Source organism: Niastella koreensis GR20-10 (genome assembly GCF_000246855.1).
GTDB classification, from domain to species: Bacteria; Bacteroidota; Bacteroidia; order Chitinophagales; family Chitinophagaceae; genus Niastella; species Niastella koreensis.
The window spans coordinates 1,107,272-1,127,817 of sequence record NC_016609.1 but is presented as its reverse complement, the minus strand read 5'-3'; the positions used below and the strand labels follow the sequence as shown (position 1 = coordinate 1,127,817).

The following is a 20,546-nucleotide window of genomic DNA, read 5'->3' as shown; positions in this document are numbered from 1 at the left end:
AATTTCACTTAGCCTTCTTCTATCTCGTCAACTTGTTAACCTGTCAACCTGTCAACTACTTCTTCCCCCCTTTCTTCTTTGCCGGAATATACTTACTCCTTCCACCAGCTGGTTTCTTTTCAGTTGGACGCTTGGGTTGCTCCTGAGGAGTTCCAGGCGTTGCCTGCGCTCCGGGAGTTACCTGACTGCTCTTCAGCCCTGCGGTAATAACCCATTCATAATCGAGCTGGCGTTTGGTTAAATTGGCTGCCACCACTTTTATGCGCACCTTATCGCCCATGGCAAACTTACGGCCACTGCGCATGCCAACCAGGCTGTAATCGCTTTCTATATGGCGAAAATCATCGTAATCCAACAGGCTGTTGATGCTTACCAAACCTTCGCACTTGTGCTCGATGGTTTCTACCCAAAAGCCAAAGGAGGCCACGCCACTGATAACGCCTTCAAATTCTTCACCGAGGAATTCCTTCATGTATTCCACCTGCTTGTATTTGTTGGCCGCGCGTTCTGCTTCCATAGCCGAACGTTCTTTCTCACTGCAGTGTTTACATTTCTGCTCCAGCTTTTTCTCAGGCTCTGGGTTTCCTTTCAGCACATCCTGCAATATGCGGTGCACCATCACGTCTGGGTAACGGCGGATAGGCGAGGTAAAGTGGCAATATTGTTTAAATCCTAAACCATAGTGCCCGATATTTTCCGTGGTATAAATGGCTTTTGCCATGGTGCGGATACCCAGTTGCTCCAAAACATGTTGTTCGGGTTTGCCCTGCACATCCTGCAACATCTGGTTAAACGATGCGGCAATGCCTTCGGGTGTGCTGGTATCGAAGGTATGGCCATACTTTTTGGCAAACTCCACAAACGGCGCCAGCTTTTGTTCATCGGGCGTATCGTGCACGCGGTACGGGAAGGGCAGGTCTTTTTTATTCACCTTTACCTTACCAACATTTTCCGCCACAATACGGTTGGCCAGCAGCATGAACTCTTCAATCAGCTGGTGCGCTTCCTTGCTTTCTTTCACCATAATGCCGATGGGCTTACCGGTTTCATCGAGCTTGAAGCGTACTTCCTGCGAAGAGAAATTAATAGCGCCTTTATTAAAACGTTTGGCGCGGAACTGCTGGGCGAGCTTGTTCAATAACAATATTTCGCCCTGGTACAGGCCTTCGCCTTTTTCAATGATCTCCTGCACTTCTTCATACGTAAACCGGTGATCGCTGTGGATAACCGTTTTACCTAACCAGTACTGACTTATTTCACCCGCATCGGTTATTTGAAAAATAGCGGAGAAGGTCAGTTTATCTTCATGCGGACGTAAAGAACACAATTCATTAGAGATGCGTTCGGGCAACATGGGCGCAACGCGATCGGGCAAATACACAGAGGTAGCGCGATCGTAGGCTTCTTTGTCCAACGCGGTATCGGGTTCTACAAAATGGCTCACATCGGCAATGTGTACGCCAATTTCGTACAAACCGTTTTTGAGCAACCGAATACTCAGGGCATCATCAAAGTCCCTGGCGTCAACCGGGTCAATGGTGAAGGTGAGCACTTCGCGCACATCTCTTCTTAATTTGATTTCGTCGGGAGAAATGGTATCGGGGATCCTTTCGGTTTCTTCAATCACATTTTCGGGGAAAAATAAAGGGAACCCGTTTTCCATCAGGATCTCCTTCATGGCCATATCGCCTTCGTTACCGGCTTCCATGATCTGGATAACGGCGCCTACCGGTTTCTTTTGCTTCTCCCATTCGGTGATCCGAACAATTACGCGGTCGCCGTCTTTGGCGCCATTCAATGCTGTTTCGGGAATGAAGAAATCGGGCATGGGCTTTTCGGTATCTGCGGTAAAGAATGCAGCCGATTTGCCTATTTCAATTTTACCCAGGAACTCCATTTGTTTACGCTGTAACACATCTACAATGGCTCCCTGCTGACGGCCGCTTTTTTTAGCGGAGCTGCTTAATACGCGTACACGTACCGTATCGCCGTGCAGGGCAGTATTAAAATCTGCCGGGCGCACGAGTATATCATTCGGAAGATTATCGACAATTACATACCCGATGCCTGACCGGGTAATATCTAAAACACCTTTCAAGGTGTGTTGCGAGGAAGCGTCTTTCTTCTTTTTCTTCTTAGCTTGTTTCCTGCTCATTCAATCATTTTAATTCGTGATACTGAAATCAGTAATGAATTTACTGATAATATCAATAAACTGATGCCCCTCATTAAAAAGGAATTGGATTTCAATGGGTATTACGTATATGGGGTAATCTTGCAAGGTTTGTCCAAATTTTATGAGGCGAACGGCATCCTTTTCAGTAGTAAGTATAATTTTGTTTTCTGCGGGGATGTTATTAAACCGTTTTACGATCTCGTTCCAATCGTCGATGCGAAATATGTGGTGGTCGCCGTATAATATCTCGTAGTAGGTTTTTGTAGCATCCTGTAAATATTTTTTCAAAGGCAACGGATTGGCTATCCCGCTTACCAGCAACACTTCGGTAGATGTATTCAGCGATACTTCTTTTTTACTGATAATGTGATAAGGCAATCCATATCGTATAGTGGTAAAGAACAACTGCTGGTGTGACAGCGGTTTTATTTCCTGTTTAAACGCCAGCTTTTCTTCTACCGACAACACCACCGGGCATTTGGTAACCACAATCACATCGGCCCGTTTGTACGACCGCCGTTCATCGCGCAGGTCGCCGGTTGGCAATACCCAGTCGCGGGTAAACAGGTTGTCGTAATTGGTTAATACAATATTCAAGCCTGCTTTAATAGCGCGGTGCTGAAAAGCATCGTCGAGTATAACCACCCTGGTATTGGGCCTGTCGTGCAGTAATTGCGGTATGGCCACAATCCTTTCTTCGCCTACGGCAATGCTTACTTCGGGAAATTTTTGATGAAACTGCATGGGTTCATCGCCAATATCGAGGGCTGTTGTAGTGGCACCCGCCAGTGCATAACCTTTGGTGCGGCGTTTATACCCGCGGCTCAAAATGGCCACTTCCATTTGGGGGTGCAGGAATTTTACGATCCATTCTACCATGGGACTTTTACCAGTGCCGCCCACAGACAGGTTACCGATGCAGATTATTGGCAGATTAAAACCGGTTGACCTAAGTATCTTTTTGTCGTACAACAAGTTACGTAACCATATTGCGGCACCATAGATCAGGGAAAAAGGGAACAACAATATGCGGAAAGGGCGCAGCAACGGAGCATTAAAATTCATATATACGATGCGGTGTAATGCAAAAATTTAAAGGTACATCAAATTCGTCGATGTCCTCAATGTATTCTACCGCCTCGAAAAATGAGAAACCGATCTTAATAGCCTCCGGCCGGCACTTCGCCAGGTACCGGTCATAATACCCTTTACCATAACCAACCCGGTACCCGCGTTCATCAAAAGCTACCAGGGGAACAAAGAAAAGATCTATTTGCTGCGGTGGAATTATAACGCCACCGATGGGCTCCAGGATATTGAATTTGTTTTTTATAAAAAGCCCGTCTTTTTCAACCAGCACAGCTTCCATATCAAGCAGGTCTATATGAATTTTGGGCCACCCCACCCGCATGATCAGGTTCTGTTCTTTCAGAATTTCTTCACAAACAGACACGTCAAACTCATGCCGGTTTACCAATGGATGATACGATAACAAATAATTAACTGATGGAAGTTCCAGTTTCCTGAAGTTAGAAGCGATCAACGCAGTTTTTTGTTGCAGCTCATCTTCCGGCAAGTTCATCCGGCGCTGTAAAAATTCTTTTCTAACGGTATTTTTTATCATAGTAGTTCTTTCAGTTGCTTTGAAATAGCAGCTGCCTGAGAATTGATAAATGTCCCGTTTACGTTGTCAGAATAGGGAATTGATGCTATCCTGGGAAAGTTGCTCCATTGTACTATCTCATCTTCATAATCAAGGTATTGGTCGTTAAAAACCCAGCCAATTACCGGTATTTGCAGCTCGCGGCACACCCGCGCGGTTAACAAAGAATGGTTTATGCTACCAAGGTAATTACGGCTAACCAGGATTACTTTAGCGTCCAGCGCTTTAATCAAATCAGCTACAAAGGTAGTATTATTTAGCGGAACCAGTAATCCCCCCGCCCCTTCGATGAGTAAAGTGCGGTTTATATTTGGAATTCGCTGGCGAATATGTTGAATATCAATGGTAATTCCTTCCTCGCGGGCGGCAATATGTGGCGAGGCGGGTTTGGTAAGGCGGTACACCTCTGGGTGAATAACCGAACCGCTTTCTTTTAACCACCGCGATACCCACTCACTATCCGTACCGTCTTCAAATCCGGCCTGGATGGGCTTCCAGTAATCGGCATTCAATGCTTTGGCTATGATGGCGGAAACGAAGGTTTTTCCTATTCCGGTACCAATGCCGGTAACGAAGATCTTCTCCATATTCAAGACTCTAAAGTATTTTAAAACTCACGCTCTTCAGCTCAAAGCTGAAAGCTAAAAGCCGAAAGCAAATACAGCTTTAAGCTTTAACCTTTGGGCTTTAGCCTTGGTTTTCTTTATTTACAAAAATACTGAAGATGGTAGTTCCATAATTGCGGGCAGTAACGAAGAGCGGAAACTTTTCGTAATTATTACGCGGGGTATGTTCCAGCACAAACCAGCCGCCGGGTTGCAGCAGTTGTTTTTCTGCTATCAGTTTCGGAAGATCGTCGATGGCGCCCAGGGCATAGGGCGGACCGGCAAAAATAAAATTGAATTTGCTGGTGCACTGGCCTATGAATTTGAACACATCCATCTTTACCACGTTGAAGTCTTCCAACTGAAGGGCCGTAGCTGTTTTTTTAATAAACTCGTACATCGCAGTATCCTTTTCCACAATAGTACAAACCGCAGCGCCACGTGATTTGAGCTCGTAGCTGATGCTGCCGGTGCCCCCAAACAAATCGAGTGTATGTAGGGCTGTTATATCAAGATTGTTCTCAATGATATTGAAAAGTCCTTCCTTGGCAATATCCGTGGTGGGCCGGGTATACGGCATGTTACCTGGCGGATTGATTCTTCTGCCTCCTAACTCCCCTCCTATTATACGCATAATGCCATTTTCAAAAGCGGTGAAAAGTAATGGATGGGATACGACGAGAAAACCTGGCCCAGCTTAATGGTATCGGGCATGCGGTCCCACTGCACCTGCAGGAAATATTTCAGCAGTTCCTGGTACAGGCGTGATTGCTCATCCAGCAAACCGGAAACTATCAACGTTACTTTATCCTGGCTGATCTTAAACTTGTTGCAAATGCCCAGCAGGTAGTACGATACATCGTCGGGCGTTTGGTAGGCATAGGACTGGATCAGTTGTATTTGCTCGCCATTGTATACGGCTACCAAAAACTGATCGGCCCGCATTACCATTTTTATTACCTGCTCACCCGCCGAAGGCTGCGTTTGCTGATCGTACAACATCAGTGTATAATAGTGCCAGTAGTTGCCGCTGGAGAATTTGCGTTGCAACAGGGCATGTATTTCGCGGGGCACCCGGTAAATGTTATACATTTTATAGCCAATCACCTTTTCGCTCAACAACAAGCCCTTCCTGGCATTTCCGTATAAGACCTCTGTTACCGGCTGGTTCAGTTCAATGTGAAAAACCTTTTCCGGTAAAAAATTACTGTCGGTGTAATTGTAAATGATAAAGGCTTCCTTAAACTGCGATTGCAACCACTCGTCGTTGGTTACAATTTCCAGCAGGTTTTCCAGCATGGTTTTGCCCGGCGTATAATCGAGGTTGTACTGCCTAAGCCCCACAAAACGTTTTTGTTCTTTGTTGTAGATAACAAAGCTGAACATTTTCTCCCCCACTTCAATCAACAGCTGGCTGTTTCGAAGCTCTTCGGAATCCCTCAATTCAGGAACAATATCAAAGTTTGCCTTTAGCATAGATATCAAAAGTTGCAATGATACTAAAAAGATTCAAGTTACAGGTTACAAGTTGCAGGTTTCAGGGAAATACAGTTACCGGTTGCCGGTTACCAGTTTCCGGACAAACCCAAACCCGGCCCTGAACCTTGTAACCTGAAACCTGTAACTTTGCTGCCCCTTTATGAGCACCTTATCTAAAAATACGGCATTCCAGGTACAACTCACCACCCGGCAGATCATTAAAATGGCAGCACCGATCAGCTTCTCCATTTTAATACCCCAGGTTAATTTTGTTACCAATAATATTTTTTTAGGGCATTACAGCAAAGGGGCGCTGGCCATTGCCGGACTTACCGGCGTGTACTACCTTGTTTTTTCTGCCATTGGTTATGGGCTGAACAATGGCCTGCAGGCGCTGATTGCCCGCAGGGCCGGCGAAAACAGACCGGAAGAAATTGGCAAATTGTTCAGCCAGGCGGTGTTTATCGGGCTTTTCACGTCTTTACTGGGCATTGTGCTCACCTATACGGCCACGCCGCACCTGTTCAGTTTATTTATTGACGAACCCGCGCGCCTGCAACAGGCGGTTTCTTTTTGCAAGATCCGCATCTGGGGGCTGCCGTTTTTATATGTTTATCAAATGCGCAATGCTTTGCTGGTGGGCACCAACCAAAGTAAATACCTGGTGGGCGGCGCCCTGGCCGAAGCCATTACCAATATTCTGCTCGATTACCTGCTGATCTTTGGCCGTGGTGGCTTTACCGAAATGGGGCTGAACGGGGCCGCAGTTTCTTCCATCGTTGCCGAGTTTACCGGGTTGCTGGTGGTTTATCTGGTGATCTGGAAAAAAGGCATCAGCAACCAATTGCATTTGGTCAAAAACTTCGGGTGGGACGGGTACAATGCAAAGCTGATCTTTCTCATGGCTGCCCCGCTGATCTTTCAGCATGGCATCAGTTTGCTTAGCTGGGAGTATTTTTTCCTGCTCATTGATGCACATGGCGAAATTGCCCTGGCCGTTTCCAATACCATGCGAAACATCCTTGGCCTTGCCGGGATTGTGATCTGGGCTTTCGGCTCCACCACCAATGCCATGGTGGCCAACATCATTGGCCAGGGTAAGCAGGAACTGGTGTGGCCGCTGATTAAAAAAATGATCCGGCTAAGCCTGGGCTCCGCTTTTTTAATCTTCATTTTCCTCAATTTGTTTCCAGGCCTGTTGTTTTCAGTATATGGCCAGTCGGGCGAGTTTGTGGCCCAGGCCATACCCGTGGTGCGGGTAATGTCGGCTGCTATTTTAATGATGTCGATCGCAGTGGTATTCCTGAATGCCGTTGTTGGTTCGGGCAACACCCGCATTTCCATGCTGGCCGAAATGTTCGCCATTGTACTCTACTGCGTATACATTTATCTCACCTTAGATAAATTCTTTTTATCAATAACCTTTGGCTGGATGAGTGAGTGGTTGTACTGGACCTGTTTGTTCCTGCCTTCTTTTTTGTATATGCGAAGCGGGAAGTGGAAGAATAAAGTAATTTGATAATGTGACAATTCGATAATGTGATAATGAAATACAACTGATGTGAGTGCTTTGCGTGAGTTATTTTATTTACAGTGGCTGGCTGCCCTGTATTCCATTATCACATTATCACATTAGCTAATTATCACATTAGTCTTTGTAATCTTCAAGCAACTTCTTACCCTTGGCTTTTATATTGTTGTCTTCGCTCATTTTAACCGGCATTTTGAGCATGGTGTCCAGCAGTTCCACCGCCTTTTTATCATTGTCTTTACGGTGGTATGATTTGGCCAGTTCGAGGTAGTTTAATAAGAAGGCGGGATTGAGCTGGCGGCTTTTTTCGTAATACCTGATGGCTTCATCCAGGCTGGCTTTGGGCAGGGCTTCATAAGCTACTTTTACCAGCCATTTTTCTACGGAGTTCAGATCGCTTACTTCATAATGCCATTTGGCCAGCACATGGTAGGCTTTGAAATTATTGGGATCGAGCTGAACGGCTTTTTCTGAATAGGTTTTTACATCTTTTACCGCTTTTATTTTGTCGTCGCCAGAGGAGATGAGCGCCATGCGGCCCATGGCCAGCGCCATAACCACATTGGCATCGGAACTATTGGCGTTTACCGCCAAAGCCTTTTGCGCGTACACGCGGGCGTTCGAGTAATATTCTTTTTGTTTATCTTTTGTTCCCTGGTGTTTGCCCAGGATGCTGTACAGTTCGCTGATCTTGATAAGGGCAGTTAAATTAGTGGGTTGCGTGCGAACCACGTCGAGGTACTTTTGAAGGGCTTCGGGCTCTTTAAAAGCACTTTCCAGCTGTTGAGCATCCTTCAACTGCCCGTTGATATCCTGTGCATTGTTTTCAAATGGCAGGATTAACAAAAGCAACAGCCCTATTGTACTTCCTAGTTTACCCATCAAATTTCTTATGTAATGTAACGCCTAATTTTCCCTGGAAATTTTCCACCGGGGCATCTAATTTATAGATTGAAATACTGATCTCGGTACTAAATGGATACTGATGCCTGATCTTACGGATAATGCTATCTGCCACCTTTTCCAAAAGACCTGTAGGGATCCGCATCCGTTGCTTTACAATATCGAGAATTTCAACGTAATTGATCGTATTTTTTAAATCGTCAAATGTGCTGTCGCCTTCTTCATACACTACCCGCACATTTACTTCATATTCACTGCCTGTGAGTTTTTCCCCTTCATAAACGCCATGAAATGCACGAAGCTTTACCTGATTTAATTCGATAACAACCATAAACTTATTTTGTTTTGCTAAAACAGTGCCACAAAAGCCAAAAGCTGAAAGCTATAAGCCTAAAGCTAAAAGCCAAATACAAAAAGCCAAACGCTGAAAGTCCAAAGCCTAAAGCAAATTTAGGCATTGACATTCAGCGTTTGTATATAGCTTTTGGCTTTCTGCCTTAAGCCTTCAGCGTTAAGCGTTCTACGTTAAGCGTTCAGCCTAAACGAGTCCTTTCGCCGATAAATAGCGTTCCGCATCCAGGGCGGCCATACAACCACTTCCTGCGGCGGTAACTGCCTGGCGGTAGATCTTATCCTGCACATCGCCGGCGGCAAATACGCCCTCGATATTGGTTTTTGAGGTACCGGGAATGGTTTTCAGATAGCCAGCCTCATCCATGTCGAGCCATCCTTTAAAGATGTCGCTATTGGGCTGGTGGCCAATGGCTACAAAAAAGCCGCTGATGGGAATGGTTTGTAATTCACCGGTTTTTACATTTTTAACCCGAACCGATTCTACTTTATTCTCACCCAGTATTTCGTCGGTGTTTGTATTCCAGTAAACCTTGATATTTGGAGTGCGTTGTACACGTTCCTGCATTACTTTGGAAGCGCGCATTTCTTCGCGGCGGATGAACATGTGCACGGTAGAACATAATTTCGACAAATACAGGGCTTCTTCCGCTGCTGTATCGCCGGCGCCCACGATGGCCACTTCCTTTCCACGGAAAAAGAAACCATCACACACGGCACAGGCGCTAACGCCAAAACCATTCAGGCGTTGTTCGCTGTCTAAACCCAGCCACTTGGCCGAAGCACCGGTGGCAATGATCACCGAATCTGCTTCTACCAGTTTCTCTTCGTCGATCCAGACTTTGAAAGGCGGTGCTGAAAAATCAACTTTTGTAGCCAGGCCATATCGAATGTCGGCGCCCATGCGGGCTGCCTGTTTTTCAAAATGTACCATCATTTCAGGTCCCTGTACGCCATCGGGATAGCCGGGGTAGTTTTCTACTTCTGTAGTGATGGTTAACTGACCACCCGGTTGTATACCCTGGTATAAAACCGGTTTCATGTTTGCTCTGGCTGCATAAACCGCGGCGGTATATCCTGCCGGGCCGCTACCAATTATCAGGCAATGTATTTTTTCACTTTCCATAATGCTATAATTCTCTCTTATTCTAAAGAAAAGTTGACAAATTTAACTGAAAATGAGTTACGAAAGTTATAAAGACGCAGGGGTCTGGATAACGGGTTAATAAGCTTAACCAAAGGCACTTATTTTACAAGTAACAGGTTGACCTGCTAACTTGTTGACGAGTTGACAGGGACGAAAAAGGTTGATAATGTTGATAGGGTTGATAGAGGAAGAACTAAGTAAGAAATAGGAAGTAAGAAAATGGAGAGGTTAAGTTTTGTCGTGAGGTTACCAGACTCCTCTCCGCCAGCTGGCGGAAGGCCGGGAGGGGGCCGGAGGTCCCTATTGAGGAATAACAATAGACTTGTATTGCACCGCATATCCGCCGAAATAGCCCAAACCGCCGCCCTGGATGTTGCTGATAACTTTGCTGGGCGAGGCAAACGGGTTGCCGATATTGGTATAACTGTATTCCATGGTTCGCCAGAAGTCGAAAGTGGCTTTATCTATATTGCAATACTTTACCGCCACGGAATCGCCGTGCTCGAAAAAGGCATAATTCTCCAGGTTGTATTGTTTGTTCCGGTCTACCCCCTGCTCCACCTGCATATCATACGTAGTGCCATCGGTCAGCTGATCGTCATATACCGAGTTTAACCCGGGCAAAAACGGCCAGCCGTCTACCGAGGTGTAATAGCGGGTATAATTGCCAAGCCCCGGCGGGTCAACAAACCGGCCCATCACAATTACTTTTTTGGTATTGGGATTATTGGGCGCCTGTACCCACCAAAGGGAGTCAATTTTTTTAGCCAGTAGGGGAATGGTAGTAGTGGCCGTATATTCTCTTGCATCGGTTTTTACACTGAGTGAGTATTGTTTTCCAAACTCACCGGTAATGGCGGTGCTTAAATTGGAGGAATCGGTGGTATAATAATACAGGGTGTAACCGCCTGTTACCGGCACTTTGATCTCTTTTAACCGGTGGGTTTTAGTGCCGTTTGAAATGGTGATCTCGGCATTGTGCACGAAAGAATTGGCGAGTAATTCGGTACTGATCTGGTTGAAATAATTAAGGCTTTGCGACAAAACAACAACCGGCCCTTTACCATTTTCAATAGACGCTTCCACAACCAGTTCAGGCTCCGTTTCGTTGGGCTTGAAGTTGATCGTTTTTTCGCAGGAAGAAATGATCGTCCCCAGTACTATGGCTACTAACCCCATGCGCATTCTCATCGTACTTACTATAGCATTCAAATAACGATCCAGATATATGAATGTTCGGATAAATATAAAGCTTTTGATGCATCAAAAAACCCCGGAAGGCAGTACGCCAACCGGGGTTCGTTACTTTATAGTACTTATACTAACCTAAATATGCTTTCAATGCATTGCTATAGCGAGCTTTCTGTAAACGCTTGATAGCTCTTTCCTTGATCTGGCGGATACGCTCTTTGGTAAGGTCGTATTTCTGCCCGATCTGCTCAATGGTAACACCATTTTCGCCATCGAGGCCAAAGTAAGCATTTACAATCTCTGCTTCGCGGGGACTGAGTGATTTCAACACGCGGCGGATCTCGTTACGTAATGAATCTTTCATTACATCGTCATCCGTGTCATCGCCACCTTCCAGCAGATCGCCCATAGCCACGTCTTCAGCTTCGTGAACCGGAGCATCCAGCGAGGTGTGACGGGTATTGCTTTGGAAAATGTTGTTGATCTCAGTTTCACTCATTTCCAGCAACTCAGCTAATTCTTCTGTACTCGGCTCCCGCTCATGTTCCTGTTCAAAAGCCATGTACGCTTTATTAGCCTTGTTATAGGTGCCAATTTTGTTTTGAGGCAGGCGGACTAATCTACCCTGCTCTGCCAACGCTTGTAAAATGGACTGGCGGATCCACCATACGGCGTATGAGATGAATTTAAAACCCTTGGTTTCATCGAAACGCTGGGCTGCTTTTATCAAACCGAGGTTACCCTCGTTGATCAGATCGCTAAGAGAAAGACCCTGGTGCTGATACTGCTTAGCAACAGATACCACAAAACGCAAGTTGGCCTGCACTAACTTATCCAATGCCTTCTGATCACCCATCTTAATCCGCTGGGCCAGTACTGTCTCCTCTTCGGGAGTGATCATCGGAATTTTAGAAATTTCCTGAAGATACTTTTCTACTGCCTGCGAATCTCGATTCGTAATCTGGGTTGCAATTTTGAGCTGTCTCATATCTACTTGTCTGCTTTATATAAAATGACTTTAATCGCCGATATTAAATCGCCTTTCTGTTTTATTTTGTTTTAGGGTACTATACTAACATTTGCAAGACTGACTATGTTCGGGGGAGGTTGCAAGTCAGGTGCTAATAACGTGTTAATCCATCCGGTACTGTCTGCAAAAGTAACACTCAATCTCCAAATCTCATAGCTTTTGTGGATAAAATCGAAGCTATATTATACAATAATTGACTAAGAATTAGTCACGAATACATATTTATTCTTATTGCAACTCGCCTAAAACGCCCGCCGACACTGCTTCTCCCCCTATTAATCAGTATCAAAATCCCCGCCTACGTAACCTGTTAATAAAATAATTTGTAAAAAATAAGCGAAAACACCATTCAACTAATAAATTAGTTATACATTTGTTTCAACTAAATGATTAGTTATAATGAAGTCCCTTACAAAAGCCGAAGAACAGGTAATGCAAATGCTCTGGGAGTTAAAACAGGGTTTTTTAAAAGATATCATGTATAAAATGCCCGAGCCCAAACCGCATTCCAACACCGTAGCTACCATACTTAAGATATTGATTGAGAAGGGTTTTGTGAACTATGAAGTACAGGGGCGCAACAACCTGTACAAACCGGCGGTAAGCAAGGCCGAATATGGCCAGAAAAGCATTAACCAACTGGTAAAAGGCTATTTTGAAGGCTCGGCCGCCAAATTACTCTCGCACTTTGTGAACGACAATAAATTGAGCCAGGAAGACCTGGAGGCTTTGCTGCAACAAATTAAAAACGCCAAAAACCAAGATCAATGACCTTTTTACTGTACCTGGGAAAAGTAATGCTGTGCTCTGGCATACTGCTGGGCTATTACTGGCTTTTTTTACGCAACAAACGGTTTCACCATTATAACCGGTTTTACCTGCTGGCTACCCTGCTGGTGTCGGTATTGCTGCCATTGATTAAAATACCCGTCCTTCACCATTCGCAAAGTCCTGTAAACCAGGCGGTATATCAAACTATCCAGGTACTTACCGTTAATTATGGCGAAGAAGATATGCTGCACGAGGCCCCCTCTATGTCGCTTTTTCTTTGGAACATGCAGAATTTACTTTACCTCATCTACATAATAGGTACCCTGGTACTGCTTTTTGCGCTGGTAAGATCGCTGATGTACATCTGGCGCATTTCAAGGCGTTACCCGGCTGAACGGATTGGCGGGTTGCAATTCTTCAACACCCGGGAACCGGGCACACCCTTCTCTTTTTTCAAAAAGATCTTCTGGAACGATGAGCTGGCCTTTAACAGCCAGGAAGGCCAGCAGATCTTTCAGCATGAACTGTTCCATGTTCAGCAAAAGCATTCCAGCGATATTATACTCATCGAACTGGTCACAGCCTTTTTCTGGTTCAACCCCTTTTTCCGCATTCTTAAAAAGGAATTGAAGGCCATTCATGAGTTCCTGGCCGATCAATACGCCATTTCGGGAAACGACCGCTTTGCCTATGCCGAATTACTGGTGTTGCAAACCATGAAGGCGAACCAACTGTCCATCACCAACCATTTTTTCCAAAACCATATAAAACGACGTATAGCCATGATCACAACCAACCAATCGGCCAGGATAGGGTACCGAAGCCGTTTAATGGCCCTGCCGGTACTGGCCTTAGTTTTTTGCACCATAGCATTTCGCGCCCAACAGTCAGGCCTCACTGAAAACGAAAACAACCTGACTGATCACCAGCCAATCACAGTTATGATTGATGCCGGCCATGGCGGCAGTGACCCCGGCGCCGCCAGTCCTGATGGCAAAGTGAAAGAGAAAGACCTGGCCCTGCAAATAAGCAAAAAGATCCAGCAGCTGGCGCCTGGTTACAAAGTAAACGTGGTAATGACCCGCACCGATGATAATTTCCCCGGAGGTACTACCGATAAAGAAGATGGCCTGAGGGCCCGTACTGCGCTCGCCGAAAAGATCAGGCCGGCTATGTACCTTTCCATACATGTATCAACCACCGGAGAGTCAGGGCCTGCCAACCGTACCGGTATTGAGATCTATATCCCCAATGACACCACCCAACGCGTAAACCAGTCAAAACTACTGGGTGCTGCCCTTACTCAGCAATTGACTAAGGTGTATACAACCGACGAAACGTTGAAACAGCGTTTGGAAAAAAACATTTGGGTATTGCAGCGCACCCCCTGCCCTGCCGTGTTAATCGAATGCGGATATATAGACAACGCAAAAGACCTCGCTTATTTCAGCAACAGCAGCAATCAGGAGGCCGTTGCCAAAAAGATCCTGGAAGGTATTGTGAGTTATGCAGGCAAACCAATGAGCATGGCCACGCAGGCACCATCTGCCGATTACACATCTATGCCAAGTCCATTGCACGACTCCATTCTTTATAAGATCAGCAAGCAATTTAACCGCAATTGCCGCTATCCCCAACAGGCATTGGCTAACCATGCCGAAGGGACTGTATATTTTTCCGTAGCTGTTAATGAAAAAGGAGAGATCGGTAATGTAAAGCTCTATGAGCAAGCGCCTGCAGAAGCCAAAACTATCAACGACCTGGTAACTGTAAGCTATGTGAACGATACGCCTCCTGCCAAATCGCTGACCAGAGAAGAAACACAACAGCTGTTCAGTGATATGGTAAAAAGAGTGTATGATACGAAGCCGAGGTTTTCCAACACAGACCAGTTGCCACCGGCACAATACTTTTTCAAGGTCAGCTTTCGTCTTGAAAAGCCAACAGCGCCCATTTCTTAAATAAGAAATTTAGCATATAAGAACAGAGTCATTTGCCGGTTGGTAAATGACTCTTTATTTTAATACCAGGTTTGTGTAGCTTTTTACCGCATGGTTCAGGCAAATTTTTACATTTTTTATACAGGATTTTATATAGCTTTCGTCCGGAATTAAAACCGGGTCAATCCCTTTCGTCCAACATGTTAAAGAAAGAACGACAAGCTTATATTTTACACCAGGTGAACCTTCACAACAAGGTGATGTCAAGTAACCTCAGCAGGGACATGAACGTATCGGAAGACACCATCCGGCGCGATTTACAGGAGCTGGCCGATGAAGGCAAGATCATAAAAGTGCATGGCGGGGCCTTGTCGCACTCTTTTAGCCAGGTACATTATACAACATCCCATATATACTCGCACGATCACAAAAAAACCATCGCCCGCAAGGCAGCGTCGCTTATACATGACGGCATGTTTGTATTAACCACCGGCGGCACCACCATTATTGAAATGGCCAAGGCTTTGCCACCCCGGTTAAAAGCCACTTTTGTTTCAGGCAGCATACCGGCTATTCTTGAATACATGCAACATCCATCGGTTGATGTGATCGCCATTGGCGATAAGGTTTCCAAAAACAGCAAGATCACTACCGGCGGCGAAGCCATTACGCAAATCAAACGCATCCGCGCCGATCTGTGTTTTTTAGGCGTTAATGCCATTAGCCTCAAAGATGGTATTACCGATAGCGACTGGGATGTGGTGCAATTGAAAAAAGCGATGGTAGAATCAGCGCAAAAAGTGGTTTGCCTCAGCATTGCCGAAAAGATCAACAGTATTCAACCGATCCACATTTGTGACATCAGTAAAATACATATGCTCATCACCGAATTATCACCTGATGACCCGCTGTTGAAACCTTACAGGGATGCAGGAATAGAAGTTATTTAGTTCCGGGTTCCAAGTTCAGAGTTCAGGGTGTTACCGCGCAGGCGTGTATTGCTTTGGGCTATAGCCTTTCCGCTTTCAGCTAATAAACAATCTCCTCATCCCCTACTTTCAGCACCAGCTCTTTCTTATCACTGGCTTCAACACGGCCTACGATCTGCGCGTCAATGCCCAGCTTTTTAGCTTCCTCAATGAACTGAGGGGCAGAAGCGGCATCGGTAAACACTTCCAGGCGATGGCCCATGTTAAACACCTGGTACATTTCGCGGTTGTCGCTGCCGGATGCTTCCTGGATCAACTGGAAGATGATAGGCGGTTCAAATAAATTATCCTTTATAACGCGGAAGTTACCGGGCAGGTACTTCATACATTTTGTTTGTCCACCCCCACTGCAATGGACAAGTCCGTGGATGGCGTCAAAATGATTGGCAAACAGGGCCTGCAATAAGGGAGCGTAAGTACGGGTAGGCGATAACAACAATTTGCCTACCTGGTATTGTTCCCGGCCAACCGTATCGGTGAGCAGATAGGGCCCGATATAAACCACTTCACCGGCCAGGCTGTTCTCGTATGATTCTTTGAATTTTTCTGCGTAGAATTTGCTTAATACATCGTGGCGGGCGCTGGTGAGTCCGTTGCTGCCGATACCGCTGTTGTACTCCGTTTCGTAAACGGTTTGTCCAAAGCTGCTGAAACCTACAATTACATCGCCGGCCTGGATCTTATCGTTGGTCACCAGCCGGTTTTTGGGCCAGCGGGCAGTCATGGTGCCGTTTACCGCAATGGTGCGCACCACATCCCCTACATCGGCAGTTTCGCCACCCAGGTAATGGATGTTTACATTGAACTGTTTCAGCGAATCGAACAACTCCTGGGTGCCGTTGATCACGGTTTCCAGTACATCGCCCGATACCACGGTTTTATTACGATCGATGGTTGATGAAAATAACAGGTTATCCGTAATGCCCACACACAGCAGGTCATCGAGGTTCATTACCACGGCATCCTGTGCAATGCCCTTCCAAACCGACAGGTCGCCGGTTTCTTTCCAGTATAAATAAGCCAGAATGCTTTTGGTACCGGCGCCATCGGCATGCATTACATTCACCCAGTCTTGCTGGCCGGTAAGGTAATCGGGGTATATTTTGCAGAAAGCATGGGGATACAAACCTTTATCTAACTTTTCTGTAGCCTTGTGAACTTCTTCTTTCTGGGCAGAAACACCCCGTTGTGAATATAAACTCATTACTGATATTTATCTTTTGAATCGGCAAAGGTAACACCTAATTTCTGATTTTGAGATTTCAGGATCTGGGGATTTGCTCCCGTTTAACCTTCCCAATAAATCTCAAAATCGCAAAATCCCAAAATCTCTAAATATATTCGCACCTCGTTTATGAAAGTTTACTTCTCAACAGAAACCATTCCGGCCTTTAAAAAGGCTGTTGTTACGATAGGCACGTTCGATGGGGTGCATACCGGCCACAAAACCATTCTGGAGCAATTGAAGCGCGAAGCCGCCCGGATTGGCGGGGAAACGGTGATCATCACCTTTCACCCCCACCCGCGGAAAGTGATCGTGAGCGGCCAGCCCGGTATTCAGCTCATCAATACGATCGACGAAAAAATTGAACTGCTCGATAAAAATGGCATCGATCACCTGGTGGTGGTGCCGTTCACCGATGCGTTTGCCCAACAAACGCCCGAAGACTATATTGAACAATTCCTGGTTGAGAAATTTCATCCCCATACCGTTATCATCGGGTACGACCACCGGTTTGGAAAGGACCGCAAGGGCGATTACAAATTGCTGGAAGAATACAGCCAGCGCCTTGGCTTTAGCCTGATGGAAATACCAGCCCACCTCATCAACGACAACACGGTAAGCTCCACCCGCATTCGCGAAGCCATCCTGCATGGCAATACCGATGTGGCCAACACCCTGCTGGGTTACGATTTCTTTTTTGAAGGCACGGTAGTAGACGGCAACAAGCTGGGCCGAACCCTGGGCTATCCCACCGCCAACCTGCGTATTGAAAATGAAGAAAAGCTGATCCCGGGCAATGGGATTTACGCGGTGCAAGCGGAGATCCGGCAGACGGCAGACGGCAAACGGCAAACAGAAGAGGGCAAAGGGCAGGGATTGCTAAACGGAATGATGAGTATTGGTATAAGGCCAACCATCGGTGGCACTGACCGGGTAATTGAGGTAAACATCTTTGATTTCAATGAAAATATCTACGGCGCTACCTTACGCGTATACATCAAAAAATATTTGCGCAGCGAAGTAAAGTTCAACGGACTTGAAGCATTGGTTGAACAACTCGCAAAAGATAAAGAAGATACTTTAAGGGTATTAGGAAAGGGATAAAGGGGAATACAAAATATTGAATGTCGAAAATCGAATGTTGAAGTGAATACAAAAATGAAAAATCCGAAGCTCACGCAAAGCCTTACCGCAGTCTGTATTCCATTATCACATTAGCAAATTATCGAATTATCACATTAGCCTAATTCACCATCTTCGCCACCATCTCCTTCAACAACGAAGCATCTGATGAACCCGTATCATTGATCCCCACACTCCGGAGGTTATAATGATGCAGCAGCAGCAGCGCTTTTTCAACGCCGTTATAGCCGTAGTTACGTGCTACCAGTAAATAATCTTTCACAAACCAGGCATTCACGCCAATATTGGCGGCAATGGTTTTTTCATCCTTACTGGCCTGGCCAAAAATCATATAGGTTTTACTGAAAAGGTTATATAGCGTAGGCAATACCAGTTGTATGGGCGCTGCCTTGGGATTGGCTTCAAAGTATTGGATGATGCGCATGGCTTTGCTCAGGTCTTTTGCAGCCATGGCCGATTGTAATTCAAAAGGATTGTATTCCTTGCTTACACCTACATACTTCTCAATATCATCTTCGGTAATACTGGTCCTGCTGCCCAGGTTCACCAGCATTTTTTCAATCTCGTTATCAATACGGCTAAGGTCATTGCCTATATGATCTACCAGCAGCAATAACCCCTTTTGTGAAATGGTATAGCCTTTACTTTTAACCAGCTCATTGGTCCAATCGGGCAGCTGGTTATCGTACATTTTTTTGGTAGTAAACAATTCAGCCTTTGTCTTCAGCAGTTTGGCCAGCTGCGTACGTCCATCCACCTTTTTTTCTTTGTATGCTACAATAAACACGGTGGATGTCAGTGGTTGCCCGATGTATGACTCCAATTTGTCGATATCACGCATATGTTGCGCTTCCTTCAGCAACACCACCTGGCGTTCAGCAAACATGGGGTATCGTTTACAGGCATTGATCACCTGGGTCCAGTCTGCATCACGGCCATAAAACACGGTCAAATTAAAACCCGCCTCAGCGTCCGTTAAAATGCTATGCTCGGCATAATGCACTATTTTGTCGATAAAATAATCCTCTTCGCCTTCGAGCCAATAAACCGGTTTAAAGAGCTTCTTTTTCCAGTCAGATATAATTTTTTCAGCAGACATCTATTAATAAATCGTGGTTTAAACTTTGCAATATTACCACAAAATAAGCCATGACATATAGCGAATTATACACAACTGTAACACAATACATTCCCACACTTCAGCGTTCAATGCCGGCCTGTGGAAAGGTTAAAAGCAAAATTCTGGCATGGTTTTGGTCAAACCCATATGCGAAACCCAATAACAACGAACTAACCCATAATAAAAACGCAATACTGAACCCGATTTCATAACCTTTCAAAATAAACATACACTTATTATGAGTACAACCAATTATCCATCCGCTAGTCCACAAGGTGCACCCCCAAAACGTGATTCAAAGAACCTGATCATCGGTTTATTAGCCGTTGGTATTCTTGGTACATGGGGATACTTTTTATGGGACAAAAACAAGTCTGATCAAAAGATCACTCAACTGCAAACTCAATACGTAGCAGTAGATTCATCAAAGAATGAATTACAAAAAAGCTTTGATGCAGCTTTAACTCGTCTGGATTCTTTAACCGGTTATAACAATGAACTGGAAGGAAAAGTAAATGATAAAACCAGCGAAATCACAAAGCTGAAAGGTCAGATCGGTAGCATCCTGAAAAAACAACGTCTGTCTGAAGGTGAAAAGAAAAAAGCACAGGCTTTGATCGGCGAACTGAACGACAAGATCGCTAACCTGGAACAGGAAGTAGCCCGTTTAACTGCGGAAAATCAACAGTTGACTACAGATAAAACCCAGTTGACTGCTGATAAAGAAAAACTCACTACAGATCTGCAAACTACCACTCAACAGAAAGATGAATTAGCAACTAAAGTAGACATCGCTTCTACCCTGAATGCTTCTAACATCACTGTTACTCCGGTTAACGAAAAGAAAAACGGTAAAGAATCAGAAACAACCTCGGCAAAGAAAGTTGACAAACTGGTAATTGCTATGGACGTTGCTAACCGCATCGCTCAATCAGGTTCTACTGATGTTTACGTTTGCATCACTGGTCCCGATGGTCAACCAGTAGCTGTTGAAGCTTTAGGTTCTGGCAAATTCACTACACGTGAAGAAGGTGAAAAACTGTTCACCGCTAAAGTTCCTGTTGACTTCGAAGCTGGCAAAAGCAAACACGTTGAATTCGCCTGGAAACAAAACAGCGCTTTCAAACAAGGTAACTACAAGATCGAAGTATACCACAATGGTTTCAAGATCGGCGAAGCTACCCGTTCACTTAAGAAAGGTGGAATCTTCGGATAATCTTTCACTATAAATTTTTGAAAAAAGTCCTCCCGACGCGTCGGGAGGACTTTTTTTATGATGTCT

General features: G+C 45.3%; 19 protein-coding genes. 6 read left to right on the top strand and 13 right to left on the bottom strand.

All coding sequences use genetic code 11. The features are described from left to right. Positions 1 to 55: 55 nt before the first annotated feature. From rnr to NIAKO_RS04460, 6 genes are all read right to left on the bottom strand, one after another. Positions 56 to 2,155 (bottom strand): ribonuclease R, encoded by a 2,100-nt coding sequence (gene rnr / locus NIAKO_RS04485; protein WP_014217212.1) that lies wholly within the window; start codon positions 2,153 to 2,155, stop codon positions 56 to 58. A gap of 9 nt (positions 2,156 to 2,164) precedes the next feature. Continuing rightward, entirely contained in the window at positions 2,165 to 3,241 is a 1,077-nt protein-coding gene (gene lpxK, locus NIAKO_RS04480; protein WP_014217211.1) for a tetraacyldisaccharide 4'-kinase, read from the bottom strand. Further along, the gene (locus tag NIAKO_RS04475; RefSeq protein WP_014217210.1) at positions 3,231 to 3,800 is read right to left on the bottom strand and encodes a 5-formyltetrahydrofolate cyclo-ligase; all 570 of its coding nucleotides are present in this window, start codon (positions 3,798 to 3,800) and stop codon (positions 3,231 to 3,233) included. The genes lpxK and NIAKO_RS04475 overlap by 11 nt, the downstream gene beginning before the upstream one ends. Beyond that, positions 3,797 to 4,426 (bottom strand): dethiobiotin synthase, encoded by a 630-nt coding sequence (gene bioD / locus NIAKO_RS04470; protein ID WP_014217209.1) that lies wholly within the window; start codon positions 4,424 to 4,426, stop codon positions 3,797 to 3,799. Before bioD ends, NIAKO_RS04475 begins: the two co-directional genes overlap by 4 nt. Positions 4,427 to 4,526: 100 nt before the next feature. After that, positions 4,527 to 5,078: an RsmD family RNA methyltransferase gene (locus NIAKO_RS04465; protein ID WP_014217208.1), complete on the bottom strand. Its 552-nt coding sequence runs from the start codon at positions 5,076 to 5,078 to the stop codon at positions 4,527 to 4,529. Continuing rightward, positions 5,069 to 5,920 (bottom strand): DUF3822 family protein, encoded by an 852-nt coding sequence (locus NIAKO_RS04460; RefSeq protein WP_014217207.1) that lies wholly within the window; start codon positions 5,918 to 5,920, stop codon positions 5,069 to 5,071. The genes NIAKO_RS04465 and NIAKO_RS04460 overlap by 10 nt, the downstream gene beginning before the upstream one ends. 163 nt (positions 5,921 to 6,083) lie before the next feature. Here NIAKO_RS04460 and NIAKO_RS04455 point away from each other — a divergent pair, with 163 nt between their 5' ends. Then, on the top strand, positions 6,084 to 7,442 hold the full coding sequence (locus NIAKO_RS04455; protein ID WP_014217206.1) for an MATE family efflux transporter: 1,359 nt from the start codon (positions 6,084 to 6,086) through the stop codon (positions 7,440 to 7,442). A 129-nt stretch (positions 7,443 to 7,571) separates the two neighbouring features. Here the strand turns inward: NIAKO_RS04455 and NIAKO_RS04450 are convergent, their stop codons facing one another. The 5 genes from NIAKO_RS04450 to NIAKO_RS04430 all read right to left on the bottom strand — a co-directional run bounded on the left by NIAKO_RS04450 (position 7,572) and on the right by NIAKO_RS04430 (position 12,034). Then, positions 7,572 to 8,336 carry a tetratricopeptide repeat protein gene (locus tag NIAKO_RS04450; RefSeq protein WP_014217205.1) on the bottom strand — a complete coding sequence of 255 codons (765 nt, stop codon included), beginning with the start codon at positions 8,334 to 8,336 and terminating at the stop codon, positions 7,572 to 7,574. Beyond that, positions 8,329 to 8,688: a dihydroneopterin aldolase gene (locus NIAKO_RS04445; RefSeq protein ID WP_014217204.1), complete on the bottom strand. Its 360-nt coding sequence runs from the start codon at positions 8,686 to 8,688 to the stop codon at positions 8,329 to 8,331. The genes NIAKO_RS04450 and NIAKO_RS04445 overlap by 8 nt, the downstream gene beginning before the upstream one ends. A gap of 207 nt (positions 8,689 to 8,895) precedes the next feature. Next, positions 8,896 to 9,834: a thioredoxin-disulfide reductase gene (trxB, locus tag NIAKO_RS04440; protein ID WP_014217203.1), complete on the bottom strand. Its 939-nt coding sequence runs from the start codon at positions 9,832 to 9,834 to the stop codon at positions 8,896 to 8,898. A gap of 321 nt (positions 9,835 to 10,155) precedes the next feature. Then, positions 10,156 to 11,040, bottom strand: coding sequence for a DUF4249 family protein (locus tag NIAKO_RS04435; protein ID WP_014217202.1), 885 nt, complete (start codon positions 11,038 to 11,040; stop codon positions 10,156 to 10,158). 136 nt (positions 11,041 to 11,176) lie between these two features. Continuing rightward, a complete protein-coding gene (locus NIAKO_RS04430; protein WP_014217201.1) occupies positions 11,177 to 12,034 on the bottom strand; it encodes a sigma-70 family RNA polymerase sigma factor in 858 nt (285 codons plus the stop codon). Positions 12,035 to 12,508: 474 nt separating this feature from the next. Here NIAKO_RS04430 and NIAKO_RS04425 point away from each other — a divergent pair, with 474 nt between their 5' ends. The 3 genes from NIAKO_RS04425 (at position 12,509) to NIAKO_RS04415 (ending at position 15,737) form a co-directional block, all read left to right on the top strand. After that, positions 12,509 to 12,847, top strand: a complete 339-nt coding sequence (locus NIAKO_RS04425; protein ID WP_425311426.1) for a BlaI/MecI/CopY family transcriptional regulator — start codon at positions 12,509 to 12,511, stop codon at positions 12,845 to 12,847. Further along, positions 12,844 to 14,808, top strand: coding sequence for an N-acetylmuramoyl-L-alanine amidase (locus NIAKO_RS04420; RefSeq protein WP_014217199.1), 1,965 nt, complete (start codon positions 12,844 to 12,846; stop codon positions 14,806 to 14,808). Before NIAKO_RS04425 ends, NIAKO_RS04420 begins: the two co-directional genes overlap by 4 nt. 179 nt (positions 14,809 to 14,987) lie before the next feature. Continuing rightward, positions 14,988 to 15,737, top strand: a complete 750-nt coding sequence (locus tag NIAKO_RS04415; protein ID WP_041346327.1) for a DeoR/GlpR family DNA-binding transcription regulator — start codon at positions 14,988 to 14,990, stop codon at positions 15,735 to 15,737. Positions 15,738 to 15,816: 79 nt separating this feature from the next. Here NIAKO_RS04415 and NIAKO_RS04410 read toward each other — a convergent pair whose 3' ends face one another. Then, positions 15,817 to 16,980, bottom strand: coding sequence for an AIR synthase-related protein (locus NIAKO_RS04410; RefSeq protein WP_014217197.1), 1,164 nt, complete (start codon positions 16,978 to 16,980; stop codon positions 15,817 to 15,819). Positions 16,981 to 17,130: 150 nt separating this feature from the next. Between NIAKO_RS04410 and NIAKO_RS04405 the strand changes: the two genes are divergently transcribed. Continuing rightward, positions 17,131 to 18,105, top strand: coding sequence for a bifunctional riboflavin kinase/FAD synthetase (locus NIAKO_RS04405; RefSeq protein ID WP_014217196.1), 975 nt, complete (start codon positions 17,131 to 17,133; stop codon positions 18,103 to 18,105). A gap of 139 nt (positions 18,106 to 18,244) precedes the next feature. Here NIAKO_RS04405 and holA read toward each other — a convergent pair whose 3' ends face one another. Next, a complete protein-coding gene (holA, locus tag NIAKO_RS04400) occupies positions 18,245 to 19,243 on the bottom strand; it encodes a DNA polymerase III subunit delta (protein WP_014217195.1) in 999 nt (332 codons plus the stop codon). 259 nt (positions 19,244 to 19,502) lie between these two features. Between holA and NIAKO_RS04395 the strand changes: the two genes are divergently transcribed. After that, positions 19,503 to 20,480 carry a coiled-coil domain-containing protein gene (locus tag NIAKO_RS04395; RefSeq protein WP_014217193.1) on the top strand — a complete coding sequence of 326 codons (978 nt, stop codon included), beginning with the start codon at positions 19,503 to 19,505 and terminating at the stop codon, positions 20,478 to 20,480. Positions 20,481 to 20,546: the final 66 nt, after the last annotated feature.